The organism is Sphingobium sp. UBA5915, assembly GCF_002431195.1.
Taxonomy (GTDB): domain Bacteria; phylum Pseudomonadota; class Alphaproteobacteria; order Sphingomonadales; family Sphingomonadaceae; genus Sphingobium; species Sphingobium soli.
On the sequence record NZ_DJDV01000128.1, the window covers coordinates 752 to 27,258 of the forward strand.

The 26,507-nt window shown below is 61.5% G+C and carries 27 protein-coding genes and 1 pseudogene; 10 read left to right on the forward strand and 18 right to left on the reverse strand.

The annotated features are described in order from the left end of the window. Window positions 1-410 precede the first annotated feature (410 nt). Window positions 411-680: a hypothetical protein gene (locus tag B2V90_RS22635; RefSeq protein WP_228222488.1), complete on the forward strand. Its 270-nt coding sequence runs from the start codon at window positions 411-413 to the stop codon at window positions 678-680. 19 nt (window positions 681-699) lie between these two features. On the opposite strand, the gene B2V90_RS22640 is transcribed toward B2V90_RS22635, so the two are convergent. From B2V90_RS22640 to B2V90_RS22650, 3 genes are read right to left on the reverse strand one after another with little or no spacing between them, the layout of a single operon-like run. Then, window positions 700-981: an acylphosphatase gene (locus B2V90_RS22640; protein ID WP_228222489.1), complete on the reverse strand. Its 282-nt coding sequence runs from the start codon at window positions 979-981 to the stop codon at window positions 700-702. Next, the gene (locus B2V90_RS22645) at window positions 981-1,754 is read right to left on the reverse strand and encodes an NYN domain-containing protein (RefSeq protein WP_009821662.1); all 774 of its coding nucleotides are present in this window, start codon (window positions 1,752-1,754) and stop codon (window positions 981-983) included. The genes B2V90_RS22640 and B2V90_RS22645 overlap by 1 nt, the downstream gene beginning before the upstream one ends. A 14-nt stretch (window positions 1,755-1,768) precedes the next feature. Next, window positions 1,769-2,410, reverse strand: coding sequence for a carbonic anhydrase (locus B2V90_RS22650; protein ID WP_009821661.1), 642 nt, complete (start codon window positions 2,408-2,410; stop codon window positions 1,769-1,771). 7 nt (window positions 2,411-2,417) lie between these two features. On the opposite strand from B2V90_RS22650, the gene lipA reads away from it, so the two are divergent. Next, window positions 2,418-3,416, forward strand: coding sequence for a lipoyl synthase (lipA, locus tag B2V90_RS22655; protein WP_050763017.1), 999 nt, complete (start codon window positions 2,418-2,420; stop codon window positions 3,414-3,416). Window positions 3,417-3,423: 7 nt separating this feature from the next. Beyond that, window positions 3,424-3,894, forward strand: a complete 471-nt coding sequence (locus B2V90_RS22660; RefSeq protein ID WP_009821658.1) for a type II toxin-antitoxin system RatA family toxin — start codon at window positions 3,424-3,426, stop codon at window positions 3,892-3,894. On the opposite strand, the gene B2V90_RS22665 is transcribed toward B2V90_RS22660, so the two are convergent. Further along, on the reverse strand, window positions 3,846-4,358 hold the full coding sequence (locus tag B2V90_RS22665) for a CinA family protein (RefSeq protein WP_228222490.1): 513 nt from the start codon (window positions 4,356-4,358) through the stop codon (window positions 3,846-3,848). The genes B2V90_RS22660 and B2V90_RS22665 overlap by 49 nt on opposite strands. Before the next feature lie 4 nt (window positions 4,359-4,362). Further along, window positions 4,363-5,529, reverse strand: coding sequence for a bifunctional 2-C-methyl-D-erythritol 4-phosphate cytidylyltransferase/2-C-methyl-D-erythritol 2,4-cyclodiphosphate synthase (locus B2V90_RS22670; protein ID WP_228222491.1), 1,167 nt, complete (start codon window positions 5,527-5,529; stop codon window positions 4,363-4,365). 118 nt (window positions 5,530-5,647) lie between these two features. Here B2V90_RS22670 and dusB point away from each other — a divergent pair, with 118 nt between their 5' ends. The 7 genes from dusB (at window position 5,648) to hflX (ending at window position 15,028) form a co-directional block, all read left to right on the forward strand. After that, window positions 5,648-6,670: a tRNA dihydrouridine synthase DusB gene (gene dusB, locus B2V90_RS22675; RefSeq protein ID WP_228222492.1), complete on the forward strand. Its 1,023-nt coding sequence runs from the start codon at window positions 5,648-5,650 to the stop codon at window positions 6,668-6,670. After that, a complete protein-coding gene (locus B2V90_RS22680) occupies window positions 6,667-7,779 on the forward strand; it encodes a two-component system sensor histidine kinase NtrB (RefSeq protein ID WP_009821654.1) in 1,113 nt (370 codons plus the stop codon). Before dusB ends, B2V90_RS22680 begins: the two co-directional genes overlap by 4 nt. After that, window positions 7,776-9,224 carry a nitrogen regulation protein NR(I) gene (gene ntrC / locus B2V90_RS22685; RefSeq protein WP_228222493.1) on the forward strand — a complete coding sequence of 483 codons (1,449 nt, stop codon included), beginning with the start codon at window positions 7,776-7,778 and terminating at the stop codon, window positions 9,222-9,224. The genes B2V90_RS22680 and ntrC overlap by 4 nt, the downstream gene beginning before the upstream one ends. A 110-nt stretch (window positions 9,225-9,334) precedes the next feature. Next, window positions 9,335-11,590 carry a sensor histidine kinase gene (locus B2V90_RS22690; RefSeq protein WP_228222494.1) on the forward strand — a complete coding sequence of 752 codons (2,256 nt, stop codon included), beginning with the start codon at window positions 9,335-9,337 and terminating at the stop codon, window positions 11,588-11,590. Next, window positions 11,580-12,950: a sigma-54-dependent transcriptional regulator gene (locus B2V90_RS22695; RefSeq protein ID WP_228222495.1), complete on the forward strand. Its 1,371-nt coding sequence runs from the start codon at window positions 11,580-11,582 to the stop codon at window positions 12,948-12,950. The genes B2V90_RS22690 and B2V90_RS22695 overlap by 11 nt, the downstream gene beginning before the upstream one ends. Window positions 12,951-13,093: 143 nt before the next feature. Then, entirely contained in the window at window positions 13,094-13,576 is a 483-nt protein-coding gene (gene hfq, locus B2V90_RS22700) for an RNA chaperone Hfq (protein WP_009821650.1), read from the forward strand. A 117-nt stretch (window positions 13,577-13,693) separates the two neighbouring features. Beyond that, entirely contained in the window at window positions 13,694-15,028 is a 1,335-nt protein-coding gene (gene hflX, locus B2V90_RS22705) for a GTPase HflX (protein ID WP_228222496.1), read from the forward strand. 36 nt (window positions 15,029-15,064) lie between these two features. On the opposite strand, the gene B2V90_RS22710 is transcribed toward hflX, so the two are convergent. The 13 genes and pseudogenes from B2V90_RS22710 to B2V90_RS22770 form a co-directional block, all read right to left on the reverse strand. Continuing rightward, window positions 15,065-15,625: a tetratricopeptide repeat protein gene (locus B2V90_RS22710; RefSeq protein WP_037542223.1), complete on the reverse strand. Its 561-nt coding sequence runs from the start codon at window positions 15,623-15,625 to the stop codon at window positions 15,065-15,067. 77 nt (window positions 15,626-15,702) lie between these two features. Further along, on the reverse strand, window positions 15,703-16,455 hold the full coding sequence (gene mazG / locus B2V90_RS22715; protein WP_228222497.1) for a nucleoside triphosphate pyrophosphohydrolase: 753 nt from the start codon (window positions 16,453-16,455) through the stop codon (window positions 15,703-15,705). Between the two features lie 198 nt (window positions 16,456-16,653). Next, window positions 16,654-17,949 carry an MFS transporter gene (locus tag B2V90_RS22720; RefSeq protein WP_228222498.1) on the reverse strand — a complete coding sequence of 432 codons (1,296 nt, stop codon included), beginning with the start codon at window positions 17,947-17,949 and terminating at the stop codon, window positions 16,654-16,656. After that, window positions 17,946-18,575 (reverse strand): retropepsin-like aspartic protease family protein, encoded by a 630-nt coding sequence (locus B2V90_RS22725; protein WP_228222499.1) that lies wholly within the window; start codon window positions 18,573-18,575, stop codon window positions 17,946-17,948. Before B2V90_RS22725 ends, B2V90_RS22720 begins: the two co-directional genes overlap by 4 nt. After that, window positions 18,575-19,366, reverse strand: a complete 792-nt coding sequence (locus tag B2V90_RS22730; RefSeq protein WP_228222500.1) for an MBL fold metallo-hydrolase — start codon at window positions 19,364-19,366, stop codon at window positions 18,575-18,577. The genes B2V90_RS22725 and B2V90_RS22730 overlap by 1 nt, the downstream gene beginning before the upstream one ends. Next, the gene (locus tag B2V90_RS22735) at window positions 19,363-20,136 is read right to left on the reverse strand and encodes a TatD family hydrolase (RefSeq protein WP_009821642.1); all 774 of its coding nucleotides are present in this window, start codon (window positions 20,134-20,136) and stop codon (window positions 19,363-19,365) included. The genes B2V90_RS22730 and B2V90_RS22735 overlap by 4 nt, the downstream gene beginning before the upstream one ends. 3 nt (window positions 20,137-20,139) lie before the next feature. Further along, window positions 20,140-21,702, reverse strand: a complete 1,563-nt coding sequence (metG, locus tag B2V90_RS22740) for a methionine--tRNA ligase (RefSeq protein WP_228222501.1) — start codon at window positions 21,700-21,702, stop codon at window positions 20,140-20,142. A 43-nt stretch (window positions 21,703-21,745) separates the two neighbouring features. Further along, on the reverse strand, window positions 21,746-22,714 hold the full coding sequence (locus B2V90_RS22745) for an AAA family ATPase (protein WP_228222502.1): 969 nt from the start codon (window positions 22,712-22,714) through the stop codon (window positions 21,746-21,748). Beyond that, window positions 22,711-23,337 (reverse strand): dTMP kinase, encoded by a 627-nt coding sequence (tmk, locus tag B2V90_RS22750; protein ID WP_009821639.1) that lies wholly within the window; start codon window positions 23,335-23,337, stop codon window positions 22,711-22,713. Before tmk ends, B2V90_RS22745 begins: the two co-directional genes overlap by 4 nt. Continuing rightward, complete coding sequence (locus B2V90_RS22755; RefSeq protein ID WP_009821638.1) at window positions 23,334-24,497, reverse strand: D-alanyl-D-alanine carboxypeptidase family protein; 1,164 nt, start codon at window positions 24,495-24,497, stop codon at window positions 23,334-23,336. Before B2V90_RS22755 ends, tmk begins: the two co-directional genes overlap by 4 nt. Before the next feature lie 48 nt (window positions 24,498-24,545). Then, window positions 24,546-24,749: an SPOR domain-containing protein gene (locus B2V90_RS23210; RefSeq protein WP_323132802.1), complete on the reverse strand. Its 204-nt coding sequence runs from the start codon at window positions 24,747-24,749 to the stop codon at window positions 24,546-24,548. Next, a pseudogene (locus B2V90_RS23070) lies at window positions 24,721-25,473 on the reverse strand (septal ring lytic transglycosylase RlpA family protein); the annotation flags it as partial. The gene B2V90_RS23210 and the pseudogene B2V90_RS23070, both read right to left, overlap by 29 nt. Then, window positions 25,457-26,506, reverse strand: a complete 1,050-nt coding sequence (locus B2V90_RS22770; protein WP_228222503.1) for a lytic murein transglycosylase — start codon at window positions 26,504-26,506, stop codon at window positions 25,457-25,459. The pseudogene B2V90_RS23070 and the gene B2V90_RS22770, both read right to left, overlap by 17 nt. Window position 26,507: the final 1 nt, after the last annotated feature.

Here is a 26,507-nt window from a genome sequence, read left to right on the forward strand (position 1 = left end):
GGCGACAGCCATGTCGAATGGTTCGAGGGCAATTTCGAGGCTTATGAAGAGGATAAGCGCCGTCGCCTGGGCGATGCTGCCGATCGGCCGACCCGCCTTGCCTATAAGAAGCTGACGCGCTGATCTGAATGACCTCGGGGCGATTGCAGTTTTTGCAATCGCTCGGGTGCCTTTCGCACTTGCGATGGTCGCGCTACCATTCCATATCCAAAGGTGCCTTTCAGGCATCCTCTCCTAAAAACTTTCGGGCTGGTCATTCGACCGGCCCTTTTTTTTCTGCGGCGCGCAAAGTGGCGGAGGAGGATGAGACGGGCGTGCTGCGAGCAAGCCGAACCGCACCAAAAAATCGATAAGCCATTGAGCTAAGGGCTTTCATACAACAGCCGTATTAGGTAGCTACAGCGGTAGTTATGACATATCCTTACGATCCTCCCGATGCTGTCGACGGTGCAATGCCGACCGAAGATTCGCTCTTTGAGGTTTGGGATACGGTCGAGCGGCTTGCTAAAGACCATGACGTTTCGACCCGATCGCAGAATAACGCCCAGGTCGCGGCACTCAATGCGCGGATCGTCAGCCTCGAAGCGGTATTGCAGATGCTGGTAGACCCCGCGACTGGCGAGGGGGGCTACAGTGACATTCGCGCGAAAGCCGTGCAGGTGCTCGCGCATTCCGCCTGACACGAGGCCCGGGATTTGCTCAGGCCGTGGATCGCTTCAAAAAATCCTGATGTCCACTAACTGCGGCCGGCTGGGCATCAACCCGATCGACCCGCGCGGCGGGCGGTCCATCATGCGCCAATCGGACAAATTGCGCGACGGCATTCTCATCGCCCTCGATCAGAGCCTCGACACTGCCATCGGTGCGATTGCGCACCCACCCGCAACGGCCAAGGCTTTGCGCCGTTTCCACCGTCCATGCGCGATACCAGACGCCTTGAACCCGGCCTGTGATCGTCAGGCGGCGCGCGACCCGGGTCATTAATGGACGCGCTTGATCCAGGTCTGGCCGCCTTCGCGCACCTCGACCGTGAAATTGGGAACGTCGCGGATCAGGTCGGACAGGCGCTTATACCCATAGTTGCGTGTATCGAAACTCGACCGATTGCCCGCCAGTTGCCCTACGCTGCCCAACGCCGCAAAGCCATGTTCGTCGCGCTTGACGGCGTCATAAGCGTCGATCAGCAGTTTTACGACTTCCTCATCGATCGGTTTGGCCTTCGGTTCCGATTCGGTCGCGGCTTTTGATTTCGCCGCAGCCGGTCTGGTTTCCGCCTTCCGTGCAGGCTTGGAAGCAGGAACCTCTGCTGGTTCCAGCGCGGCAACGTCGATGAAGCGGGTGCAGGCGCGGCGAAATCCTTCGGGCGTATTGGCATTGCCAAAGCCGTAAACGGGGATGCCGTCCTGTCGGATGCGCGTTACCAAGGGCGTGAAATCGCTATCACTGGACATAAGGCCGAAACCATCGACACGGCCGCTGGCCAGCAAGTCCATGGCGTCGATGGTCATTTTCATGTCCGTGGCATTCTTGCCTTTGGTCAGGTCGAACTGCTGCTGCGGCTCGATCGCCTGGGTAATTGAAAGAGCGGCCCAGGCTTTCAGGGTCGTCTTGCTCCAATTGCCATAGGCCCGGCGGATATTCACCGTTCCCAGTTCTGCCAGAACCGTCATCACCGAATCGAAATGCGCCGCCGAAGCATTGTCGGAATCGATCAGCAGCGCAATGTTACCGCGCCCTTCCTGTCGCGTCGCCATAGCCGTCTCCTGCGTCAGGCGGCCGGCGAAAAGGCGCCGCTCGCTTCATCCAATATATGAAGCTGGCCGTCGGCGATCGCGAAGAAGCTACCGATCAGTTTGAGTTCGCCCGCCTTTTCCTTCTCGCGCACGCACGGGAAACTGCGCAGGTTGGCAAGGCTGACCTTGACCCCTTCCTGCTCCATCGCTCGCTCGACCTCCCGGTCGCGGCGCTCGCCATAGCGGCCAACGACCGTCTCGCGCGCCTCGTCCAGCAGCTCGATCCAATTGTGAATGAAGCCGCCTTCGCCCGGAGGCGCGCCCTTCAGATCGGCGCTGAGCGCCGCCTTGCAGCCGCCGCATTTGCCATGGCCCATGACCAGGATCTCGTCGACCTTGAGCACCTGCACCGCAAATTCCAGCGCGGCGGATACACCATGACGGCCTGGCGTCGTTTCGAATGGCGGCACCAAAGCGGCAACATTGCGCACAACGAAGATTTCGCCGGGGCTGGTGTCGAATATCTGTGCCGGATCGACGCGGCTGTCCGAACAGGCGATCACCATCACCCGGGGGCTCTGCCCTTCGTTCAATTCATCCCAGCGGTCGCGCTGCTGCGCCCAGCCGGTTTCGCGGAAGCGGCGATAGCCCGCCAGCATTTCGGCAAAGTCGATCATGGCGACGATGTGCCTGACAAACTCTGCACTGGCAAGAGCGACCCGGCATCGCTATCTGGTGCCCATGAACGAGCTGTCCCCCATTCCCGCGCCGGCCCAGCCCGAACGCGCCCGCAAGCCCGACTGGATCCGCGTCAAAGCCCCGACCAGCAAGGGCTATAATGAGACCCGCCAGTTGATGCGGGAAAAGAAGCTGGCGACGGTTTGCGAGGAAGCGGCCTGTCCCAATATCGGCGAATGCTGGACCAAAAAGCATGCGACGGTGATGATCCTGGGGGATGTGTGCACCCGCGCCTGCGCCTTTTGCAACGTCAAGACCGGCATGCCGCGCAAGGTCGACCCCAATGAGCCGCAGAATCTGGCGGATGCCTGCGCTGAAATGGGGCTGGAGCATATCGTCATTACCTCGGTCGATCGCGACGATCTGCCCGATGGCGGCGCCAGCCAATTCGTCAAGGTGATCGAAGCTCTGCGCCGCACGACGCCGAACACGACCATCGAAATTCTGACGCCCGATTTCCGCAACAAGCATGAGCGAGCGGTCGAAATGATCGTTGCGGCGCGCCCCGACGTCTACAATCACAATCTTGAAACCGTGCCGCGCCTTTATCCAACCATCCGGCCGGGCGCGCGCTATTATGCGTCGCTGCGCCTGCTGGAAACGGTCAAGAAGCTCGATCCGTCGATCTTCACCAAGTCGGGCATCATGCTGGGGCTGGGCGAGGAGCGGTTGGAGGTGCATCAGGTGATGGACGACATGCGTTCGGCCGACATCGATTTTCTGACCATGGGCCAATATCTCCAGCCGACGCCCAAACATGCCAAGGTGATGGAGTTCGTGACGCCTGCCGCGTTTAACGCCTATGCCGGCATCGCGCGCGCCAAGGGTTTCCTGCAGGTCGCGTCCAGCCCGCTCACCCGCTCCAGCTATCATGCCGGCAAGGATTTTGCCGAAATGAAGGCAGCGCGCGAAGCGCGGCTTGCCAAGGCCGCGGCGAAGGCCTGACCGCACGATGCCCCGTCACAACGAAACGCGTCATCTTCCCTATACGCCTGCCCAGATGTTCGACCTGGTGTCGAACGTCGCGGCTTATCCCGAATTTCTGCCCTGGGTGAGCGCGATCCGGGTGCGTCAGGATGGCGAGCGAGAAATGGTCGCCGACATGATCGTCGGCTTCAAGGGCATCAAGGAAAGCTTCACATCCCGCGTCCTTAAAGAGCGACCCGATCATGTACGAGTCGATTATCTCGACGGGCCGCTCAAGCATCTGCACAATGAATGGCAGTTCCGAGACGACGGGCAGGGGGGCGTGCTGGTCGATTTCGAGGTGGAGTTCGAATTCAAGAACCGCATCTTCGAAATGCTCGCCGGGCAATTTTTCGACAAGGCGCTGCGCAAGATGATCGGTGCGTTCGAAGAACGCGCTGCCGAACTTTACGCCTCGCCGGGCAGCAGCAATTCCAGCGCGCACAGCGCCGCCTGAAGGCGAACGCCGCCCCGGCCGTCATTATCGAAATGCCGCATGTCTGCGACGACCTTGTCGGGGCTGGCGCCCCGCTCGGCGCGCGCGAACACGACTGTGCCGACGGGCTTTTGATCGCTGCCGCCGCCTGGCCCTGCAATGCCTGTGATGGCGACAGCGACATCAGCATGGCTTTGTTTCAGCGCGCCCTGCGCCATCGCCCAGGCGGTGGCGATAGACACGGCCCCGAACGTGTCCAGCACGTCATGCGAAACCTTCAGAAGCTCCGCCTTCATATCATTGGAATAAGTGACAAATCCAGCTTCGAAGACGTCGGAGGAGCCAGCGATCTCGGTCAGTGCGGCCGACACAAGGCCGCCAGTGCAGCTTTCGGCAACCGCCACCGTGCGCCCGGCGCGACGATTGGCGATGATGACCTTGTCGGCGAGTTCGACCAGTCGGGTCGGGAGGACGGTATCGGGCATGGCGTCAGGATAGCGCGGGTAGGGAGAGGGTGGCAACCGCCTGTGCCGCGATCCCTTCACGGCGGCCCGCGAAACCCAGCCTCTCGGTCGTCGTCGCCTTCACGCTGACCTGTTCGGTCGACACCTCCAATATCTCGGCGATACGGGCGCGCATGCCTTCGCGGTGCGGACCGATCTTGGGCGCTTCGCAGATGATGGTGAGATCGATATGGTCGATCCGCCCCTGATGCGCCTTCACCCGGTCACGGGCATGGGCAAGGAAGCGGTCTGACGACGCGCCCCGCCATTGTGGATCGGATGGCGGAAAATGGCTGCCAATATCTCCATCCGCCAGCGCACCCAGCACCGCATCGACGATCGCATGAAGCGCGACATCCGCGTCGCTGTGACCGGCCAGCCCGCGATCATGCGGGACGAGAACGCCGCCCAGCCACAAGGGCTCGCCCGCTGCAAGGCGATGCACGTCATAGCCCATGCCAACGCGGGTAACGAAAGCGGGCGCCAACAGGGCTTGCACGCGGCTGAAATCCTGTTCGTAGGTCAATTTGTTCAATCTTTCATCACCTTGCACCAGAATGACGTCATGACCACAGGCGCGCAGAATTTGCGCGTCGTCGGTCGCGTCATGTGCCGTATCCCAGGTGCGATGCGCAGCTAAAATAGCTGGAAAGCGAAAGGCTTGCGGCGTCTGGACTCGATGCAATTGCGCGCGATCCACCGTATTTTCCATGAGGCCGCCCGCACCGCGCACCAGAGTGTCTGCAACGGGCAATATGGGGATAGCCCCGTCCTTGTCCATCAACGCGCCCAGGAGCCGATCCACCACCACCGGGGGCAGGAAGGGGCGCGCCGCATCGTGGATCAACACGATGTCCGCGCCGCCTGCCGCAGCGATCGCCTCCAGCCCCGCATGTACCGATCCCCTCCGGCTGTCCGCGCCGACCACCACCTGCACATCCTCACCAAGCAGCGCCTGCGCGAGATCCTCCTGCCCCGCGGCCACGACCACGACCACGCCGTCGATTGCATCATGGCTGGCCAGGGCCTCATGCGCGTGGGCCAACACGGTTTTGCCTGCGATGACGCGATATTGCTTTGGCACTTCACCGCCAACGCGGTTGCCCTGGCCTGCGGCGACGATCAGCGCGATGGTCTTCAAGGGAAAGGTCATCGCCGCCGCATAGCCGCTCCCGCTGAAATCAGGAAGGGGGAGAGGCACAGCGCTTGTCGGCGAAGCCCATTTCCGCTAAAGGCTGCCCGTTTTTTAGGCACATTGTGAAGTGAAGATCATGCGCAGGCTTTCACCCATTTCCATCGGTCCGGTGACCATCGACATGCCCGTCGTGTTGGCACCGATGACCGGCGTCACCGACATGCCGTTTCGGACGCTGGTGCGCCGCTATGGATCGGGCCTGAACGTGACGGAAATGATCGCGTCGGCGGCAATGATACGCGAAACGCGCCAATCGCTGCAAAAGGCCGCCTGGCATCCGCTGGAAGAACCGGTGTCAATGCAGCTGGCCGGCTGTTCTCCCAGGGAAATGGCCGATGCCGCCAGGCTCAATGCCGATCGCGGCGCAGCCATTATCGACATCAACATGGGCTGCCCGGTCAAGAAGGTCGTCAATGGCGACGCCGGCAGCGCGCTGATGCGCGACCTGCCGCTCGCCGCCTCGCTGATCAAGGCGACGGTAGAGGCGGTGGACGTGCCCGTCACCGTCAAGATGCGGATGGGCTGGGATCATGCCAGCCTCAATGCGCCCGAACTGGCGCATATCGCCGAGGATCTGGGCGCAAAACTGATCACCGTGCACGGCCGCACCCGTAACCAGATGTACAAGGGGTCGGCCGACTGGGCCTTTGTGCGCAAGGTGAAGGATGCGGTGAAGCTGCCCGTCGTCGTCAATGGGGATATCTGTTCGATCGAGGATGCCGACACAGCTCTGGAGCAAAGCGGCGCGGATGGCGTGATGATCGGCCGCGGCGCCTATGGTCGTCCCTGGCTGATCGGTCAGGTCATGGCGTGGCTGACGGACGGAACGCGTCTGCCCGATCCTTCGCTTGAGGAACAATATCACGTAATCGTAGAGCATTATCGCGCGATGCTCGATCATTATGACAGGCATACCGGCGTCAACATGGCGCGCAAGCATATCGGTTGGTATACCAAGGGGCTGACTGGATCGGCGGAATTCCGCAATGCCGTGAACCAGGAGCCGGACGCCGACACCGTCCTCGACATGCTGGCGCGCTTTTTTGAACCGTTGATCGCCAGCGGCCTTGATCCGGCGGAATTGCGCAAGGCCGCATGACCAGCGTCCTCACGTCGGTCCCGCCGCTCCGCGTCGCGCAGGACGGACCATCGCTGGCCGAACAGATGACTGCGTTGCCGGTCGCGACACTGATCGTTAAGCCGGACAATAGTATTGCCGACGCCAATGTTCGCGCAGAAACGCTGCTTAACATGGCGCGTTCGGCGATCATTGGCAGTGACGTGTCGCGGACCATCAGAATTGCCGAAGCAGGTGCACGCTTTGACATCTGGCACAGCAACAAGGCGGTTGCGGCTTACGATATCAAGGTTCATGCGGGCCGCACTGCGGAGATGGAAGTCGACTTGCTGATTTCGCCGATCGTCGATCATGACGGCTGGCGCGTTGTGTCGGTGCACGCGCAAAGCCAGGCGCGCAAGATCGGTCGTCGCAACTCGGCCGGAGGGGCGCGCTCCGCCATGGGCGCAGCCGCCATATTGGCGCATGAAATCAAGAATCCGCTGTCGGGAATTCGTGGCGCGGCGCAACTTCTGGAATCCGGTCAGGACGGGCGCGACACAGCGTTGACCCAACTTATCTGTAACGAGGTGGATCGCATTGCCGCGCTGATCGACCGGATGCAGGATTTCACGACCGATCGAACCCTGGAGTGCCACCCCGGCAACATCTATCCCCTGATTGATCGCGCCGCCGGAATCGCTGCTGCGGGGTTCGCAAAAAACATCAAGATCATAAAACATTATGATCCATCCTTGCCATTTGCCACCATCAACGACGATGCGTTGGTGCAGGTGATGATAAACCTGCTGAAAAATGCCGCCGAAGCACTGGATCATGTCGCCAGGCCGGTCATCCGCGTCGAAACCGCTTTCCGCCACGGCGTTTCTGTGGTGACGGGCGGCGGCAGGGGCAGTGCCGTGCTGCCCATCGAGATTCTGGTCATCGACAATGGTCCTGGCGTTCCGGAACATATTCTCGACCATCTTTTCAACCCGTTCATCACTGGCAAGCGGGACGGGCAGGGACTGGGGCTGGCGCTGGTCGACAAGTTGGTGCGCGACATGAATGGTTTTGTCCAATATGCGCGCGACACCGAAGCCGGAGAATCCAGCTTCCGTATATTGCTCCCGATGGGGATGGCGTCATGAGGGCGACGGGTGCGATCCTGGTGGTCGATGACGATCCCGCAATCTGCGTCGTGGTCGGCGAAGCGCTGCGGCGGCAGGGGCATAAGGTGAAGACGGCCGCGTCCATTCGCGAACGCAGCGCCTTGATCGACAGTTTTACGCCCGATGTCCTTATCACTGACGTCATGCTGCCCGATGGCGACGGACTGGACGGCGTGGCCGATATTCTTGACCGCAACCCGGACCTGAATGTCATCATCCTTTCGGCGCAGAACACGCTCAATACCGCGATCCGCGCGACCGAAAAGGGGGCGTTCGAGTATCTGCCCAAACCTTTCGATCTGAACGAACTTACCCGCGCCGTTTCCGACGCGCTGGGCACTCGCGCTCCGGCCGACGGGGCGGAAGAAGGGCATGGCGGCCTGCCCCATGACGGACTGCCGCTCGTCGGCCGCTCGCCAGCGATGCAGGAAGTCTATCGGACGATCGCGCGCGTTCTGTCCAATGACCTTTCGATCCTGGTGCTGGGCGAATCGGGAACGGGGAAGGAACTGGTTGCAGAGGCGATCCACAGCCTGGGGCAGCGGCGCACAAAACCCTTCATCGCGATCAATATGGCTGCAATACCGCGTGAGTTGATCGAAGCGGAACTGTTTGGTTATGAAAAGGGCGCCTTTACTGGCGCACAGGCTCGCACTGCCGGCAAGTTCGAACAGGCGCAGGGCGGCACGCTCTTTCTCGACGAAATTGGAGATATGCCGATGGAGGCGCAGACGCGCCTGCTTCGCGTCCTTCAATCGGGTGAAGTCACGACAGTGGGGGGCTCGAAACCGGTCCGGGTGAATGTTCGGATCATCGCAGCCACTAACAAGCACCTTCCGCAACTGATTGAAGAAGGCCGCTTTCGGCAGGATCTCTACTATCGCCTGAACGTCGTGCCGATCGCGCTGCCACCCCTGCGGGAACGGCGGGAAGACGTCATTCTGCTCGCGCGCCATTTCCTGGAACGCGCCGCGCAGGATGGCCTGCCGCGCAAGGCTTTGGCCGAAGACGCTGCGCAATTGCTGATGGCCTGGCATTGGCCGGGCAATGTCCGTGAACTTCAGAATATGATGCAGCGCTTGTCGGTGCTCAGCCGGGAAAATGTCATTACGGCCGAGATGCTGCGCCATATGCTGCCGATCGAGCATGTTCCGGCGGATCATGCCGCGCCTGCCGATCATCTGATCCATGCCGTCCGCGACTGGGCCAAACGGCAATTAGGGATCGGCATCAGCCAGCCGCAACGCGCCTTGCACGATGATCTGCTCGCCGTGATCGAACCGGTCCTTCTGGAAGAGGTGTTGTCGAGTGTTGATGGAAACCAAATCCGGGCGGCCGGGCTGCTTGGTATCAATCGCAACACGTTGCGCAAGAAATTGACGGATTATGGCCTTGATCCCTTGCAGCTGCGGTTGGGCGACTGACCCGATCAGGTTGCGGATCGAGACGAAACGACGGGGGGAATCGACCAGCGACAGCTGGGCGGTGAAATACTGTGTTTGAATGGGCACGGGCTTGTTGTAACAAAGCCACTATGATCGGCGCGAATATCCTCCCCAAGCGGGCCGCTGCATGGCGGAGGCTGATGCCGGCGTTCCTACGCGGCGGGCGACTCGCTGCGTTGGTGGAAGGGATTACGCTCGCGCTGTTCCTCGGCATGGCGGGGCTGACCTACCATCTGCTGTCTGGCAGCGGCCAATCCTATACATTGCTGACGCCGCCGATCGTTGCGCTGTTGCTGGTTGCCAATCTGGTTCCTGCAATCGCCCTGCTTGTTCTGCTGGGCCGCCGCGTTGCCAAGCGGCGCGCCAGCGCGTCGGCGATCGGCAGCGACGGGCAATTGCACGTGCGGCTGGTCGCGATCTTTTCGATCGTCGCGAGCGTCCCGATGCTGCTGGTGGTGATCTTCGCATCCCTGCTGTTCCAATATGGCGTGCAATTCTGGTTTTCCGACAGCGCGCGCGGCATGCTGCAAAATGCAAGCGACCTGGCGCGCGGCTATTATGAGCAGAATTTGCGCGAGGTTCGCGACGAAACGCTGACCATGGCGGGTGATCTTCGCGATTATCTGAGCCAGACCGACGTTTCCAGCCCGCGTTTCGCCGAGGGCTATATCTATCAGGTCGTCACGCGAAAGCTGAACCGATCGGCCATTATCGAGGTGGGCAAGGACGGGATCGCCCGTACCGCCGCGACGGTCGATCCGGAAAATCGCCCGGTTGCCGAGATGCTGCCGCCGAACGTCGTGCGTCGCCTGGCGGCGGGTGAGGATATCGTGGTCCAGGCGCGCCCGAACCAGGTCGAGGCCGTGACCCTGCTCTATCCCGACAGCAAGGTCTATCTCTACGCCACGCGCAACGCGGGCACATCGTCCTTCTCCAATGTGGAACGGGCGCAAAAGGTGATTGCCGACTATGATCTTTTCGCGGCGCAATCGCGCGCGCTGCAATTGCGCTTCAACGTCGCGCTGTTCGTAGGCTCGTTGTTGCTCGTCGGGATCGCCGTCTATATCGCCCTGGCGGTGGCGGACTGGATGGTCCGCCCTGTCAACGAACTGGTGACCGCGGCCCGGCGCATCACCGCGGGCGACTTGTCGGCGCGCGTCACCAGCCCGCTCAGCCGCGATGAAATCGGCACTCTGGCATCCGCCTTCAACCGCATGACGCAGCGCCTCGAAGCGCAAACCGGCGCGCTGGTGGCTGCCAACAGCCAGTTGGACGAGCGTCGGGCCTTTATTGAGGCCATCCTGTCAGGCGTCACCGCAGGGGTTTTGTCCGTCGATCTGGAAGGTGTCATCCTGCTCCTGAACAGTTCGGCGGCAGCTATCCTTGTGGGAGAGGATGATGACCCAGTCGGCCGGAGTCTCGCGGAAATTTCTCCAGAACTTGCTGATTTCGTCACATCAGGCGAGGATGCCGGCATCGTTCAGGTGCGGGCTCATGGCGACTTGCGGACCCTGGCGGTGAAGCTCGCCGCCGACGCATCGCGCCATATTCTCACCTTCGATGACATTACCCAGCAACTATCGGACCAACGCCGCGCCGCTTGGTCGGACGTCGCCCGGCGTATTGCGCACGAGATCAAGAACCCGTTGACGCCGATCCAGCTGGCGGCCGAGCGTCTTCAGAGGCGCTATGCCGAGGAAGTGACCAGCGACAAGGCGACATTCAGCCGATTGACCGGGACCATCGTACGCCAAGTCGGTGACCTGCGTCGGATCGTCGACGAATTTTCTTCCTTCGCGCGGATGCCGAAGCCAGTTTTCCGCCGCGAGGCGATTGGCGACATCGCTCGCCACGCCCTGTTCCTGCACGAAGTCGCCCATCCTGACATTCAGTTCGAATATGTCGCGCACGAAAGCGACCTGGAGCTGGTATGTGACCGGCGCCAGCTCGGGCAGGCATTGACGAATATCGTCAAAAACGCTGTCGAAGCCATTGAGCCTAAGGCTGAACCTGATGCAGGCGGCCCGCGCGGCCATGTTCGCATGACGCTCGCTCGGGATGGTGAGGATATCGTTATCACGGTGCGGGACGATGGCATTGGCCTGCCACCCGAGCGGGATCGCATCCTTGAACCCTATATGACGACGCGAACCAAAGGCACCGGCCTGGGTCTCGCCATCGTCAAGAAGATTGTCGAAGAACATCTTGGCGAAATCCGCTTTGACGATGCCGAAGGCGGCGGCGCACGCGTAACCCTGCGATTTGCCGCGATGGCACTGGAAAAACTGGAAGAAGGGCAGCCGGTGGCGCTGCCAAAAGGAAAAGTGACGGCCCATGGCGCTTGATATTCTGATTGTCGACGATGAAGAGGATATTCGCGACCTCGTCGCGGGTGTGCTGGAAGATGAAGGCTTTACCACGCGCACGGCTGCCAACAGCGATAGCGCGATTGACGCACTGGATTCGCGTCGTCCATCGCTGGTGCTGCTCGACGTCTGGCTCCAGGGATCACGCATGGACGGACTGGAACTGCTGGACGAGATCAAGCGCCGGGATCCGACCGTTCCAGTATTAATGATCTCGGGCCATGGCAATATCGACACCGCCGTTGCCGCCATCCGCAAGGGCGCGGCCGACTTTATCGAAAAACCGTTCGAGGCCGATCGCCTGCTTCACCTGGTCGCGCGGGCCACAGAAACAGAGCGCCTCCGCCGGGAAAATCAGGTGCTGCGCGCGCGCTTTGGTCAGGATGACGAACTGACCGGCACTTCCGCCGCGATCAACGGCGTCCGCGCAACCATCAAGAAGGTCGCCGGCACGGGCAGCCGCGTGCTGATCTCCGGGCCCGCCGGTGTCGGCAAGGAAGTCGCCGCCCGCATGCTGCACAGCTGGAGCGGGCGGGCCGACTCGCCCTTCATTATCGTCGCTGCCGCGCGCATGGACCCGGACCGGGTCGAGGAAGAATTGTTCGGCATCGAGGACGCGAGTGGGCTCGTGCGCCCTGGATTTCTGGAACAGGCGCATGGCGGCACGCTCTATCTCGACGAGATCGCGGATATGCCGCTCACCACGCAGGGCAAGATCCTGCGTGTATTGACCGATCAAAGCTTTACGCGCGTGGGCGGCCAGCGGCAGGTGAAGGTTGATGTGCGCGTCATTTCCTCAACGGCGCTCAACCTGGCGAGCGAGATCGAGGAAAGGCGGTTCCGCGAAGATTTGTTTTACCGCCTCAACGTCGTTCCATTGGCAATCCCGCCATTGTCGGAGCGTCGCGACGACATTCCGCCGCTGGTTGAACATTATCTCGCCCGCTTTGCCGCCGATCGCCGGGTTCCCCCGCCCGAAATTGCCAGTGACGCCATGGCGGCTTTGCAGGCCAATGAATGGCCCGGCAACGTCCGTCAGCTGCGCAACGTGATCGAACGCACGATGATTCTGGCGCCAGGGGACCGGATCGGGCGTATCGAGCTGGATATGCTGCCGTCCGAATTGACCAGCGACAGCGGCGGGGAGGGGATTGGACAATCGGCGATCATGGGCGCGCCGCTCCGCGAAGCGCGCGAGAGCTTCGAACGCGAATATCTGCGTATTCAAATCCGCCGCTTTTCCGGCAATATTTCGCGAACGGCGACCTTCATCGGCATGGAGCGCTCGGCCCTCCATCGGAAATTGAAGCTGTTGGGCATCACCGAAGACAAGGATTAGCGATTTGCCATTGCCTGTGGACGGCTCTTCGCAATTGCGGTAGAAATACACCGCCTCCGGTACGCGGAGACAAGCAAGACGCCCTGCTTAAGGGCGCGAAGAGCGGGTAACGTCCCGCCAAGAATATAGGACTGGCGACGACCATGGCCGACAAAGTGAACAATCTTCAGGATATCTTCCTGAACAGCCTGCGCAAGAGCAAGACCCCGGTGACCATGTTCCTGGTCAAGGGCGTAAAGCTGCAAGGCATCATCACCTGGTTCGACAATTTTTCCGTGCTGCTCCGCCGTGATGGGCAGTCGCAACTGGTGTACAAGCACGCCATCTCAACCGTCATGCCGGCCCAGCCGATGGACCTAACCGACCTGCGCAAATCGAGTGATGGAAATGGCAAGTCGAAGCTGTTGCAGGAAATTTTCCTGTCGGCCGTTCGCAAATCCGGCAGCCCGGTCACGATGTTCCTAGTCAACGGCGTCATGCTCCAGGGTGAGATCGCGGCGTTCGACTTGTTCTGCATGTTGCTGGAGCGTGACGGCATGGTGCAGCTCGTCTACAAACATGCCATTTCCACGGTTCAGCCTCTTCATGCGCTCGACTTGACGGGCGAAAACGAACAGGACGACTGATCGCTGCGGCGTTCCTTTCATTCCTTCGATAATGCTCGCGCTTGGCCGGCATTTCAGCCCATCAGGCTGTTCGCCGCCCGACGGGAGCATGTCGCATTTTGAGGCGTTGAAATATTCATGGCCGTGTTCAATCGCGAATCACAGGATGAAGTTTCACGCGGCGCGCGGGCGGTGGTCGTTCACGCGGAAACTCGTGGGCTAGAACGTAGGGACAGCGATGCGCGGCTGGAAGAAGCGCGAGGGTTAGCGCTCGCCATCGGCATTGACGTGCGCGCCGCGCAGGCATTTCGCGTGCGCGACCTCAAGCCGGCAACCCTATTCGGCAGCGGGCAGGTAGACCAGATCGCGACGCTAGCGCGCCAGGAAGAGGCCGAATTGATCATCGTCGACAATAGTCTGTCGCCGGTTCAGCAAAGCAATTTGGAAAAGGCATGTGAAGCCAAGGTTATCGACCGAACCGGTCTGATCCTGGAAATCTTCGGTGAACGCGCCGCCACCAACGAAGGTCGATTGCAGGTCGAACTTGCCCATCTTGACTATCAGGCGGGGCGCCTTGTGCGCAGTTGGACTCACCTTGAACGGCAGCGTGGCGGCTTTGGCTTCCTGGGCGGTCCGGGGGAAACCCAGATCGAGGCGGACCGCCGCATGATCCGCGATCGTATGGCCAAGATCCGGCGCGAGCTGGATCAGGTGACGCGCACACGCGGCCTTCACCGGGCCCGCCGCCAGCGCGCGCCTTGGCCGGTGATTGCGCTGGTTGGCTATACCAACGCTGGAAAATCTACGCTTTTCAACCGCTTGACCGGGGCCGAGGTCATGGCGGAAGATTTACTGTTTGCTACGCTCGATCCAACGATGCGCCAGATTGCGTTACCCGGACTCGACAAGGCGATCCTGTCCGACACCGTGGGATTTGTGTCGGACCTGCCGACGCAACTGATCGCCGCGTTCCGCGCAACGCTGGAGGAAGTGCTGTCCGCCGATCTCATCGTCCATGTCCGCGATATTGCCCATCCCGACAGCGAGGCCCAGCGCGACGACGTGCTGGACGTACTCGGAGAACTCGGCCTGACCGGTGAAGCGGCGCTGGAGCGCGGGGAGGGGGCCTCGGAGCCGCCGCCGATCATTGAGGCGTGGAACAAGCTCGATCTGCTGGATGCGGATAGCACGTCCTTGGTCCGGGAGCAGGCTACACGGCGCGAGGATGTCGTCATCCTGTCAGCGCTGACAGGCGAGGGGGTGGATCAACTCCAACGGATGATCAGCGATCACATGACCCGCGGAGCGAAAGTTTACACCTTCAGCATTCCCGTTGCGGACGGCGCATCATTGGCCTGGCTGCACGAGCATGGCGAAGTACTGCGTTCGGAAACAGGCGATGACATGACGAAGGTCGAAGTACGGCTGTCGGACGCATCTTTCGCGCGCTTTACCAAATCTGACTTTGCGTGAAATAAAAGAGGGCGAAGACCATCCACCCTCCAGCTCTTACGTCAGATTTTTTTCGACCACATTTATCGCCGCGTTGAGGGCAGGGGCGCGCTCGCAACGATTGTCACACGCCTCACGCTGCTTGCGCAACCGAGCCAAGATATTGTTCGCCGCATCGACATTTCCCAGCTTGATTTCCGCGAGCGCCAGACCACTCATGGATCCTGGATGATAATGGAAACCGCGATGCACGCTCCGCTCGAAATATCGGCGTGCGGCGTCAGCGTCACCCAGGCCCAGCTTGGTCACGCCGAGTAAAAAGCGGACGTCCTTGCTCGGGGTTCGCCCCATAAGCCGATTTAACACCGGGTCGGCCTCGGCATATTTTCCCTGCACGACCAGTTCACGGGCATATTGCATGGCGTTTACGGGCGGACGGTCGGGGGGGCCCCTGAACGCGCCACTGGCAGAATATGCCGTGCTACCGGAAGACAAGGTTCCAAAGTCATAGCCGGCGTTGAAATTGATGCCAGTGATGCCGGTGACGGCATGTCCTCCTTGCGCGAAGGCAGGAACGGAAACAGCCATACAGAGCGGCAGAAGGAGTCGTAAGCGCATAGCATTCTCCTTTGATCTGAATAGCTAAGATATGCCTGCCATGGGCGCTCGTCAATATCCGTTGCAACTTACAATGGTTAATCCGTGCGCTCCTGTGATTTGGCGCTTTGCCAAAGCGCTTCCTTGTCTTCAAGCGGCATGGCTGCAAAAGACAATCCGCCTTCTGCTTCCATTGTCCGGAAACGGCGCTCGAACTTGCTATTGGCGCGGCGCAGCGCCGTTTCAGGATCGACCTTCAGGTGACGCGCCAAATTCACGACGGCGAACAGCAGGTCGCCAACTTCTTCCTCATACTCGGCACTAGTCCGCGCTGCGGCAACTTCCTTCAGTTCCTCCTCGATCTTTGCGACCACGCCGTCCGTGTCTGGCCAATCGAACCCCGTGCGCGCCGCGCGTTTCTGGAGCTTTTCCGCGCGCAACAGTGCGGGCAGGGCGGTTGCCACACCCGATAGGGCGCTGGGATCAGGCTCCTTTTCCGCGCGTTCGGCCGCCTTGATCGCCTCCCATTGCGCATGGCCATCCTCGCGCCTGACGCCGTCACCAAAGACGTGCGGATGCCGGCGGATCATCTTGCGGGTTATCCCGTCGATGACATCCTGCATGGAAAAATGGCCAGCTTGCTCGGCCATGCGGCTGTGGAAGGCCACTTGAAGCAACAGGTCACCCAGTTCATCGCGCAATGCCGCCATGTCGTCGCGCTCGATCGCATCTACCACCTCATAGGCTTCTTCGATCGTATAGGGGGCGATCGAGGCAAAATCCTGAACAATGTCCCAAGGACAGCCGACTTCGGGATCACGCAGCCGCGCCATGACGGTGGCCAGCGGCATGATATCGGCTGGACTTGGGCTTTGGCTTGGTCGTGTCATACAACGTCCCGCATCATGTTGAGTGTCGTCGATCGGCGCAGATAGGTGAGGTTCACTCCAGCCGCCAGATCATATTCGTGTTCGATAATATATATTATGTAAAGTCCCATGGCGAGGGATGCCTTTGTCGAGCTGTCCCTTTCGTCGTCCGCATACGCTTTAATCCTCTAATATTTGGCTGTGCTTTGCCGTGTCGCGCATGCACACATAGACGGCCAGCGATATGGCGATCATGATGCTGACATAGATGTAGAATGCTTCCTCCATGCCAGCCTGTTTGAACCACAAGGCGACGAATTCGGCCGTGCCGCCGAACAGCGTATTGGCCAAGGCATAAGGCAGCGCCACCCCCAGCGCGCGGATATGCGCCGGAAACAGCTCAGCCTTCACCACGGCGTTGATCGACGTATAGCCGGTAACGATCAGCAGCCCCGCCATGACCAGCAATCCGGCAACCATCGGATCGGTCGTTTGCGCAAGCGTGGAAAAAATCGGATAGGTGCATATCACACCAAGCACGCCAAAGCTGATCATCAGCGGCTTGCGACCGATGCGGTCCGACACTGCCCCCGCGACCGGCTGAAGCAACATGAATAGGAACAACGTCACTGCATTGATTTGAGACGCGGCCTCGCGGGTCAGGCCGCTGGTGTTCACCAGAAATTTCTGCATGTAGATGCTGTAGGCATAAAAGGCGATCGTCCCGCCAGCCGTTAGCATCATCACCGTCATCGTCTCGCGCGGATGGCGTGTGATCAATTCGACGAAGCCAGACTTGGGCGCGCCCTCGGCCTTGGCATTGGCAAAGCTTTGCGTTTCCGACAGGCCCCGTCGCAGCCAGAAGACGATAATCGCCAGCGCGCCACCGATGAAAAAGGGTATCCGCCAGCCCCAGGAATCGAGTTGCTCCACCGTCAGGCTGGCCTGTAGGATCAGCAGCACGCAAATCGCCACCAGCTGCCCGGCAATCAACGTCACATATTGGAAGCTGGAAAAAAAACCCCGGCGATTTCGACCGGCCATTTCCGATAGATAGGTCGCGCTTGCGCCATATTCGCCACCGATCGAAAGCCCCTGCATCAACCGGGCAAGCACCAGCAGCATCGGCGCGGCAACGCCGATCGTCTCATAACCTGGCGTCACGCCGATCAGCAGAGACCCGGCGCACATCAGCGCCACGGACAAGGTCAAGCCGCTTTTGCGGCCATGGCGGTCGGCATAGACCCCCATCAGCCAGGCGCCGATCGGCCGCATCAGAAATCCGACCGCGAAAATGCCCGCCGCACTCAGCAATTGCGCCGTGCGATCCTCACTGGGGAAGAAATGCGGCGCGAAATAGAGCGTGAAGGCGGAATAGGCATACCAATCATACCATTCGACCAGATTCCCGGTGGATCCGCCGATAATCGCCTTCAGCCTCTGGCGCTGACTGGGTGCTGCATGGCTCTCCGTCATGGCGTCAGCACCATTTCGCCATCCTGCACACCCCAACTTTTGAGGCGCGAAAGCATGTTCATCCCGATGACATTGACATCACCAAATGCGGGCGAGACCACGACTGGCAGATCGCTCGCGCGGATCGGCCCGATGGCGAGGGTCGCGACATTGGATCGCCGCGCCTCCACCCGACCATTGGCGGTCGTCATGATAACGCCCGGCGCGGCTACATCATAATTCAGCCCGGACGCCTGAGCGCTGGATTCCGATAAGGCCGTGATGGTCGCGCCACTGTCGATCAGAAAGCGCGCCGGCGCGCCGTTTATCCGGCCTTCGACCCAATAATGCCCGTCCGGCGCAACCGGGATCCGCAATCTCTGGCCCTCCGTCAGCGCCTGCGGCATGGCGGCAGGCGCGTCGGCTGGAGTAGCTACACCCCCCTCCTCCGCCCAGCGGCCGGTGAGATACCCGCTAGCCTGCGCAAATTTGAACAGGCCGAGCAATGCCGCAAAGATTGCGACCCACAGCAACGCCATGCGCCATAAGCTGCTCCACGCGAGCCGCCGTCCAACCAGCGCCGAGCCGACGAGCACCAGCGCCAGCAGATACCAGATGCTCGAAGCCGCCTGACCCGTCCCGTCCATCAGTTCTCCCGCACATTTTTGCCCAAATCTGCCACCAGCCCGTCGTAACCGGGTTCCACGCCCCGGGGCAGTGTATGGCAAAGCGTGGCATAGTCCATGCTTTGGTCCATATGCGTCAGGATCGCCCGTCCCGGCCGCGCCGCCGCGATGCCTTCCAGCGTCATGGCCAGGTGCGGGTGGGTAGGATGCGGCTTTTCGCGCAGCGCATCCACAACCCAGATGTCCACTTGATCATATAAAGCCAGCATTTCGGGTGTTATGACATGAAAATCCGTCGCATAGCCGATCGACTTTCCGCCATGACTGAACCGAAAGCCGGTCGAATAGATAGCACCATGGGGCTGATCGACGCAGGAGATGTCGATGTCGCCGATCCGCAATGAATCATCCAGCGGGCACGCGGCGATGGTCGGGTGATAACCTTGCCGCCCCTCGAACGCATAGGCGAACCGCTGCTTCAGTAATTTCAGCGTTTGCGCACGGGCATAGCCGGGCACCGGCGTTCCACGATGATGATAAAGCTGCCGCACATCGTCCAGCCCGTGGCAATGATCGGCATGATCATGCGTCCACAGGATCGCGTCGATATGCGCGACATCCGCGCTCAGCAATTGCGCCCGCATGTCAGGCGATGTGTCCACCAGAATGCGCGTCGTCGCGCTTTCCACCAGGATGGATACCCGAGTGCGCCGGTTTTTCGGCTCGCTGGGGTCACAAATGCCCCAGTCATTGCCGATACGCGGCACGCCTGAAGAGGTGCCGCTACCCAGCATGGTCAGCTTCAGGCTCATGCCACCTTCGAGAACAGCGTGCGAAAATTGGCGGACGTCGCCGCCGCCAGTTGCTCCACGCTCTCGCCTCGCAACGCCGCCAGAAAGCGGGCAGTGTCAGCCACATAGGCCGGCTCGCACGGCTTTCCCCGATGTGGCACCGGAGCAAGAAAGGGCGAGTCGGTTTCCACCAGCAATCGGTCGAGCGGCAATCGCGCCGCCGTTTCCTGCAAATCCCTGGCGCTCTTGAACGTCACGATACCCGATATGCTGATATAGAAGCCCAATGCCATCGCGGCGTCGGCAAAGGCCCCGCTCGCCGTGAAACAGTGGATGACGCCGCTATAAGGACCCTGCTCCATTTCGTCGCGCATGATGCGGATGGTATCGTCTTCAGCGTCACGGGTATGAACAATCAACGGCAGGCCGGTCTCACGACAGGCGGCAATGTGCGCGCGGAAACTATGTTGCTGCCGCTCCCGGTCGCTATGGTCATAATAATAATCGAGTCCCGTTTCCCCAATACCTACCACGCGCGGGTGCGAAGCGCGCGCCACCAGCTTGGCGGTGTCGACATGGGGATGTTCATCGGCCTCATGCGGGTGAATGCCGACCGTCGCCCAAACGTCGGGTTCGCGCACCGCCGTGCCCAAAACCGCGTCCCATTCGCTCTCGCGGGTCGCGATGTTGAGCATCAGGTCCACGCCGGCCGCCCGCGAACGTTCCAGCACATTCTTCTGATCCTCTATCAAGCCCTTGTAATTGAGATGACAATGGCTGTCGATCAGCACCGCTCAGCCCTCCGTTTCTACAAGCTCAAGGCGCGGGAACAGCGGCTTGGGCGGGCTTAATGCGAAGCCTGAGGCGCGCTGCGCGGCATAGAAATCGGAGCCGATCAGCTCATAGCCGCGCGCATCGGCGTCAATGCCCATCTGGTCCAGCAAAGCGGCCGCGCTTGCAGGAATGACCGGCTGAATCATCACGGCAAGGCTTGCGATGGCCTCATAAAGGGTGGCAAGCACCGCCTCCATCCGGGCCGGATCGGTCTTGCGCAGCGCCCATGGCGCCTGGGCGTCGATATAGGCGTTGCAGGCAAAAACGGCGCGCATCCACGCTTCGATCGCCACCGAAGGCGCCAGAGCGTTCATCGCATCCTGGAATATCCGGCAGGCATCGGCAATACCGCTCAACAGCGCGTTATCCACCTCCATAGCCGCTGGTTCAGGCAAGCGCCCGTCCAGGTTTTTCGCGATGAAGCTCAACGTGCGCTGCGCCAGATTGCCGAAGCTGTTGGCCAGATCGCTGTTGGACCGGGCGATGATCGCCTCCGCACTATAGCTGCCATCATTCCCGAACGTCACTTCTGAAAGCAGGAAATAGCGAAGCTGGTCCACGCCGAACCGGTCCGCCAATTCCATGGGATCTGCGACATTGCCGAGCGACTTCGACATCTTCTCCCCACGATTGAGGACGAAGCCATGGCCGAATATCTGCTTCGGCAAGGGCAGCTTCGCGCTCATAAGGAAAGCTGGCCAATAAACGGCATGAAAACGCACGATATCTTTGCCGATGACATGGGTGATATCGCCGCCTTCGGCCCAATAGCGCGCCATCCGTTCGGCGTCGTCGGGATAACCGCAGCCAGTCAGATAGTTGGTCAGTGCGTCGACCCAGACATACATGACATGCCCGTCGGCATCGGGCACGCGCACGCCCCAATCGAAACTGGTGCGCGAAATGCTGAGGTCGGACAGCCCGCCTTCGACAAAGCGCATGATCTCGTTGCGGCGGCTTTCGGGCTGGATGAAATCGGGCTGGCTTTCGTACAGCGCCAACAGCTTGTCCTGATAAGCGGACAGGCGGAAGAACCAGCTTTCCTCGACGGTCCATTCGACCGGGGTGTTCTGCGGCGACAGCTTCGCGCCACCCTCCCCCTCGATCAATTCCTTCTCATCGTAAAAGGCTTCGTCCCGAACCGAATACCAGCCTTCGTAACGTCCAAGATACAGGTCGCCATTCGCCTCCATCGCTCGCCAGATCGCCTGGCTGGCGCGATGATGATCGGGTTCGCTCGTGCGGATAAACCGATCATGGCTGATATTCAGCGCCTCGTTCATCACCTTGAAATAGCCCGCCATTTCATCAGCGAGTGCACGCGGTTCAATGCCTCGCGCGCGCGCCGTCTGCGCCATTTTTAGCCCATGCTCATCCGTGCCGGTCTGAAAGAAGACATCGCGTCCCATCATCCGCTGGAACCGCGCGATCGCATCGGTGGCGATCACTTCATAGGCATGGCCGATATGCGGGCGGCCATTGGGATAGGAAATGGCGGTGGTAATGGTGAAGGGTTTCGACATGGCGCTTCCCTAACCGCTGATCGCGCCCGCGCAAAGTCGCTTTTCAGCGCCGGGGCGCGAGCGCCGCGACATGACCGGCCAGTTCGAACACCACGGCGGCGGGATCAAGAGACAGGATCACCGCGCCCCCGGCCAGATGCCGCGCCTGCTCCCAATGATCGAGCGCTTCCCCCAGGGCCTGTCCCTGCCGCTGGCGCGCAGCCTGCGCGATGAACGCAGGCGCACGCTCCAGAAAGGCTTCATAGCGCGCTTTGGCCGATTTGGCCGAAAGCGCCTTGACCAGCGCCAGCCTCTTGCTGTCGCCTTCGTCTGCCCCCGTCGCAAGCTCACCGAGCGCCGTTTCGATTTCAGCAAGATTGAGGCCGGCAAAGCGCATCGCCTGACCTGGCGACCCCTCGCCAGCGTGGACCAGGGCCGTCATTTCAACGTCAGACAGGCCCGGCTGCGCTTCGATCAGCGCCCGTCGCATCGCCGCATCGTTCAGCGCGTCGAACCGCAAGGTCCGGCAGCGCGACCGGATCGTCGGCAGCAAGCGCCCCGGCGCATGGCTGACCAACAGGAAAAGCATGTCCGAAGGGGGCTCCTCCAGCGTCTTGAGCAACGCATTGGCCGCCCCGCGCTCCAGGTCGTCAGCGCTGTCGACAACCACGATCCGTCGCGGCGACAGCGACGGTGCCGACTGGATCAACCGTTGCAAACCCCGCACCTGATCGACGCTGATGTTGCGGGCGGTGACGCCATCCTTTTCGATCGGCGCCAACTCGGCATAATCGGGATGCGCCGTCGCTTCGATCAGCCGGCGGATCGGGTGATCCTCCGGCACCGCCAGCCCGTCACCTTCGATAGCAGGGCCAGCCGCGCCTGCAAGCAGCCGCAACGCCAGAGCGCGCGCGAAGCTCGCCTTGCCGATGCCTTTGGGGCCGGCGAAAATCCAGCCATGGTGCATTCGTCCGCTTTGGGCCTGCGCCAACAGCATGCGCGCCTGCGCTTCATGGCCGATGGGCAGAATCACGGTAGCAGGTCGGCCAGAGCGTCTACCAGACGCTGCGTCACTGCCTCCGTCGTGCCGCTTGCGTCGATAGCGCGGACCCGCTCGCTCTCCTGGGCGGCAAAGCGCGCAAAGGCATCCGCAACGGCATGATGAAAGCGGCTGTCGCGACCGCCGATCCGATCGACATGATCGCCATCGCGCGCCCTCGCGCGATCGGCCGCTACGGCATCGGGCAGGGTCAGCACCAACGTGCGGTCCGGCAGAAAATCGGCGCTGCCGATACGATGCAGCGCCACTATGTCGCTGTCGCTCAACTCCCCCTGCCCCTGATAGGCGCGGCTTGAATCCAGGAAGCGGTCGGATAATACCCACGCGCCGCGCGCGAGTGCCGGGCGGATCGTCTTTTCGATATGATCCGCCCGCGCCGCCGCGAACAGCAACGCTTCGGCGCGCGGGCTCCATCGGTCCGCGCCGCCGGTCAGCAACAAGGTGCGGATGGCCTCCGCCCCGTCGCTGCCGCCCGGCTCGCGGGTTTCTAGCACATCAAGTCCTCGCTCTCGCAAGGTCCGGGCCAGCGCACGCAGTTGCGTCGACTTGCCCGCACCCTCCCCGCCTTCCAGCGAGATAAACCGGCCGGTCGTCACCCGAACAGCGACTTCAGGCCGTTCCAGAGCCGACCGAAAACGCCTGCCTCGGCAACGTCCTCGCCCGCGACCAGCGGCATGACCTGCGGCGCGGTATCATGGGTCTGGACGATAAGCTGTGCGATCTGCTGTCCCTTGGCGATCGGCGCCTTGATCGGACCGGTGTAGACGACCTTGACCTTCACGTCCGCCGAAGCGGTGCGCGGCAGCGTGACCGCCAGATTCTGAGGCGCGACCAGGGGAACGCTGGTAGCGCTTCCCAACTGCACTTCGGCGGTTTCGACGGTCTGCCCCTTCTTGAACAGCGGCTGGGCCTTCCACGCCTTGAAGCCCCAATCCATGAAGCGGACGGATTCCTTGATGCGGCCGTTGAAGCTGTTGAGACCTGCGACCACCATTACCAGTCGGCGGCCATCCTGCTCGGCCGACCCGGTGAAGCCATAGCCGGCTTCTTCGGTATGACCGGTTTTCAGGCCATCGGCGCCCGCGATCTTGCCCAATATAGGATTGCGATTGGCCTGCTCGATCGCCGAACCGCCCATCGTCTGGCCCCAGGTGAAGGACTTGGTGGCATAGAAACGCTTATAAAGGTCGGGCGTCTCCTCGATCGTCGCCTGGGCGAGCGTGGCCAGATCCTCGGCCGTGACATAGGTCACGCCTTCGTCCGGCCAGCCATTGCTGGTGCCGAAATGGCTGTTCTTGAGGCCCAGGCGCTTGCCCTCCTCATTCATCAGCGCGACGAAGGCCTGCTCGGTCCCGGCAATACCCTCTGCCAGCACGACGCAGGCGTCATTGCCAGACAGGGTGACGATGCCATGCAGCAGATTTTCGACCGACACCTGCTCGCCTGCGGAGAGGAACATGGTCGATCCCGCTTTCGGGCCATGCCATTGCTGCCAGGTTTCGGGCCGCACGGTGAATTTCGTGTCGAGCTTGAGATCGCCTTTCTGGATCAGGCGAAAGGCGACATGCGCGGTCATCATCTTCGCCATCGACGCGGGCGGAATACGCGTCTCCCCGCCCTTGTCGTACAACACCGCGCCCGACGACAGGTCCTTCATATAGGCAATCGGCGCCTCGGTCGTGTAGGGCGGCGCGGCCGCGATCACCGGCTGGGCGACCAAGCCTGCGGCCAGGAGCATTGCGAGGGATTTCTTCATCGGAACAATTGCCTTCGACTGGATGGATTCGCTTGAAGCGGCCTGAAGCTATGGCTCGTCCTTAGCCATGATGGGCATATTCGCAAAGCCCTGCGCGGCGGCAGCGCGAACACCGGCCTGCGCCGCCTGCCGGGTGGTGTAGGGACCATAGCGCACGCGCCATAGTCCACCCCCCCGGCTCCACCTGCGCGCCGATCCGCTTTGCCAGCCTTTGGGCATTGGCGCGCGAGGAAAAGGCGCCGACCTGTACATAGTAGCGGCCCGGCGCCTTTTCCGGCTTAGCCGCCGCCGGCGTCACCGGGGGCGCGGCCGGCTTGAGATCAGCGGGCGCGGGGTCGAACGTCGCGCCAGGTCTCCCGGACGCTGCCGCTTTGGACGCCAGTACCTCTTTTGTCGATTGGGTTACAGGCGAGCGGGACGGCTGTAATTTTTCGCGCAGCACCTTGAGCAATGCTGGCGGACTTTCCAACCGTTCGGCTGCGCGCTGGTGGGAGCGCAGCGCGACCTGATCCTGACCGGGTGGATTGACGCGCCGCACGCGGACCGCAGCGGACGGACCGGCAAGCCCCAATTGCGCCATCGCGCCTGGAGACAGGCCAATCAGGCGATCATTGCGCATCGGCCCGCGATCATTCACGCGCGCCAGGATCGTGCGCCCGCTGTCCAGCGCCGTCACTTCGACATAGCTGGGCAGCGGAAGCGTCTTGTGCGCGGCCGTGATCGCGTCAGCCGCGAAGGCCTCGCCATTGGCCGTCTTCGCGCCCTGGCTGCCCTCCGCCATCGCGGCGGCATAGCCTACCTCATCATAGGCGGCAGGATCGGCAGGACGGTAAAGCACACCCGCCACATTATAGGCTTCGCCCAGCAGGACAGGTTGATCCTCGACCATGGCGGCAGGCTGCGCTTCAGCAATGGCGGCCATCGCGCTGAATGCCGCCGCGATCAGGGCGGCCAGCGCCTTATTGTTTGACCGCATCCGCCAGCAATCCGACCGACAAGGCGTAAAAATTCGAACAATTATAATCCAGGATCGCCCGGTAGTTGCTGGTCAACAAATAGGCAGTCTTGCCGGGGCCATCGGGTTCCAGCAAGGTCGCCATCATCGTGTCGGCCGGCCAGCGCCCGCTTTCCGGCACCAGTCCGAGCCGCCGCCACTCACCCATGGTCATCCAGCGGCTGTGACGGTTGAACACGCGGGGACAACGCGGCGGGTTGGTGCGCGCGGCGAGCGACCCGCGATTAAGCCCGGATGGCACGGATACCGCGACGCCCCATGGCTCGCCACGTCGCCAGCCGGACTGCACGAAATAGTTGGCGATCGACGCCAGGGCGTCGGCCTCGCTGGTCCAGATGTCGGCCTTGCCGTCGCCGTCGCCGTCCTTGGCCAGCCGCAGATAGACGCTGGGCAGGAATTGCGGATATCCGGTCGCCCCGGCCCAACTGCCCACCAGTCGGCTGCGCGGCACGCCATTGTCCAGCATTTTGAGCGTAGCGAGCAGTTCGGGTTCGAACAGCGTCCGCCTGCGCCCCTCCCAGGCCAGCGTCGCCAGCGAACGGATCAGATCAAAGTCGCCGGTATAGGAGCCATAATTGGTCTCATGCCCGAAAATAGCGACCATGATTTCCTCGGGCACGCCCGTTTCCGCTTCGATGCGCGCCAGCCGGGCGCGATTGGCCTGATAGGCGGTGCGGCCGCGGCTGATCCGCGCTGCATCGACATGCTTGACGCGATAGGGCTGAAAATTCGGGATCGGCGCATAGGCGCCCCCACCCGGTTGGTTCTGATCGAGTTCAATGACGCGCGGGTTGGGCGTCAGGTCTGAAAAGACGCCGTTGAGCGTCGCCTCGCTTATCCCCATTGCTCGCGCCTGCGGCCGCAGGCTTTCCAGATAGGAACGAAAGTCGCCACTAGTTTGAGCGACCGCGGGTACGGGCGTTGCAGCGCCGACCGAAGCGGTCGCAACCGCGACCCACAATGCCGAAAGAGTTGAGCGCAAAGAATCTCGCATG

Excerpts from the sequence above, each read along its gene's own strand:
- B2V90_RS22635 (WP_228222488.1), top strand. The coding sequence starts at position 411 with ATGACATATCCTTACGATCCTCCCGATGCTGTCGACGGTGCAATGCCG.
- B2V90_RS22720 (WP_228222498.1), bottom strand. The coding sequence starts at position 17,949 with ATGACGGAGAGCCATGCAGCACCCAGTCAGCGCCAGAGGCTGAAGGCG.
- metG (WP_228222501.1), bottom strand. The coding sequence starts at position 21,702 with ATGTCGAAACCCTTCACCATTACCACCGCCATTTCCTATCCCAATGGC.
- dusB (WP_228222492.1), top strand. The coding sequence starts at position 5,648 with ATGCGCAGGCTTTCACCCATTTCCATCGGTCCGGTGACCATCGACATG.
- B2V90_RS22645 (WP_009821662.1), bottom strand. The coding sequence starts at position 1,754 with ATGGCGACGCGACAGGAAGGGCGCGGTAACATTGCGCTGCTGATCGAT.
- B2V90_RS22730 (WP_228222500.1), bottom strand. The coding sequence starts at position 19,366 with ATGAGCCTGAAGCTGACCATGCTGGGTAGCGGCACCTCTTCAGGCGTG.
- B2V90_RS22690 (WP_228222494.1), top strand. The coding sequence starts at position 9,335 with ATGATCGGCGCGAATATCCTCCCCAAGCGGGCCGCTGCATGGCGGAGG.
- B2V90_RS23210 (WP_323132802.1), bottom strand. The coding sequence starts at position 24,749 with ATGTACAGGTCGGCGCCTTTTCCTCGCGCGCCAATGCCCAAAGGCTGG.
- ntrC (WP_228222493.1), top strand. The coding sequence starts at position 7,776 with ATGAGGGCGACGGGTGCGATCCTGGTGGTCGATGACGATCCCGCAATC.
- B2V90_RS22710 (WP_037542223.1), bottom strand. The coding sequence starts at position 15,625 with ATGCGCTTACGACTCCTTCTGCCGCTCTGTATGGCTGTTTCCGTTCCT.
- mazG (WP_228222497.1), bottom strand. The coding sequence starts at position 16,455 with ATGCCGCTGGCCACCGTCATGGCGCGGCTGCGTGATCCCGAAGTCGGC.
- B2V90_RS22680 (WP_009821654.1), top strand. The coding sequence starts at position 6,667 with ATGACCAGCGTCCTCACGTCGGTCCCGCCGCTCCGCGTCGCGCAGGAC.
- B2V90_RS22640 (WP_228222489.1), bottom strand. The coding sequence starts at position 981 with ATGACCCGGGTCGCGCGCCGCCTGACGATCACAGGCCGGGTTCAAGGC.
- B2V90_RS22660 (WP_009821658.1), top strand. The coding sequence starts at position 3,424 with ATGCCCCGTCACAACGAAACGCGTCATCTTCCCTATACGCCTGCCCAG.
- lipA (WP_050763017.1), top strand. The coding sequence starts at position 2,418 with ATGTGCCTGACAAACTCTGCACTGGCAAGAGCGACCCGGCATCGCTAT.
- hfq (WP_009821650.1), top strand. The coding sequence starts at position 13,094 with ATGGCCGACAAAGTGAACAATCTTCAGGATATCTTCCTGAACAGCCTG.
- B2V90_RS22725 (WP_228222499.1), bottom strand. The coding sequence starts at position 18,575 with ATGGACGGGACGGGTCAGGCGGCTTCGAGCATCTGGTATCTGCTGGCG.
- B2V90_RS22665 (WP_228222490.1), bottom strand. The coding sequence starts at position 4,358 with ATGCCCGATACCGTCCTCCCGACCCGACTGGTCGAACTCGCCGACAAG.
- B2V90_RS22650 (WP_009821661.1), bottom strand. The coding sequence starts at position 2,410 with ATGATCGACTTTGCCGAAATGCTGGCGGGCTATCGCCGCTTCCGCGAA.
- B2V90_RS22770 (WP_228222503.1), bottom strand. The coding sequence starts at position 26,506 with ATGCGAGATTCTTTGCGCTCAACTCTTTCGGCATTGTGGGTCGCGGTT.
- B2V90_RS22755 (WP_009821638.1), bottom strand. The coding sequence starts at position 24,497 with ATGAAGAAATCCCTCGCAATGCTCCTGGCCGCAGGCTTGGTCGCCCAG.
- hflX (WP_228222496.1), top strand. The coding sequence starts at position 13,694 with ATGGCCGTGTTCAATCGCGAATCACAGGATGAAGTTTCACGCGGCGCG.
- B2V90_RS22695 (WP_228222495.1), top strand. The coding sequence starts at position 11,580 with ATGGCGCTTGATATTCTGATTGTCGACGATGAAGAGGATATTCGCGAC.
- B2V90_RS22670 (WP_228222491.1), bottom strand. The coding sequence starts at position 5,529 with ATGACCTTTCCCTTGAAGACCATCGCGCTGATCGTCGCCGCAGGCCAG.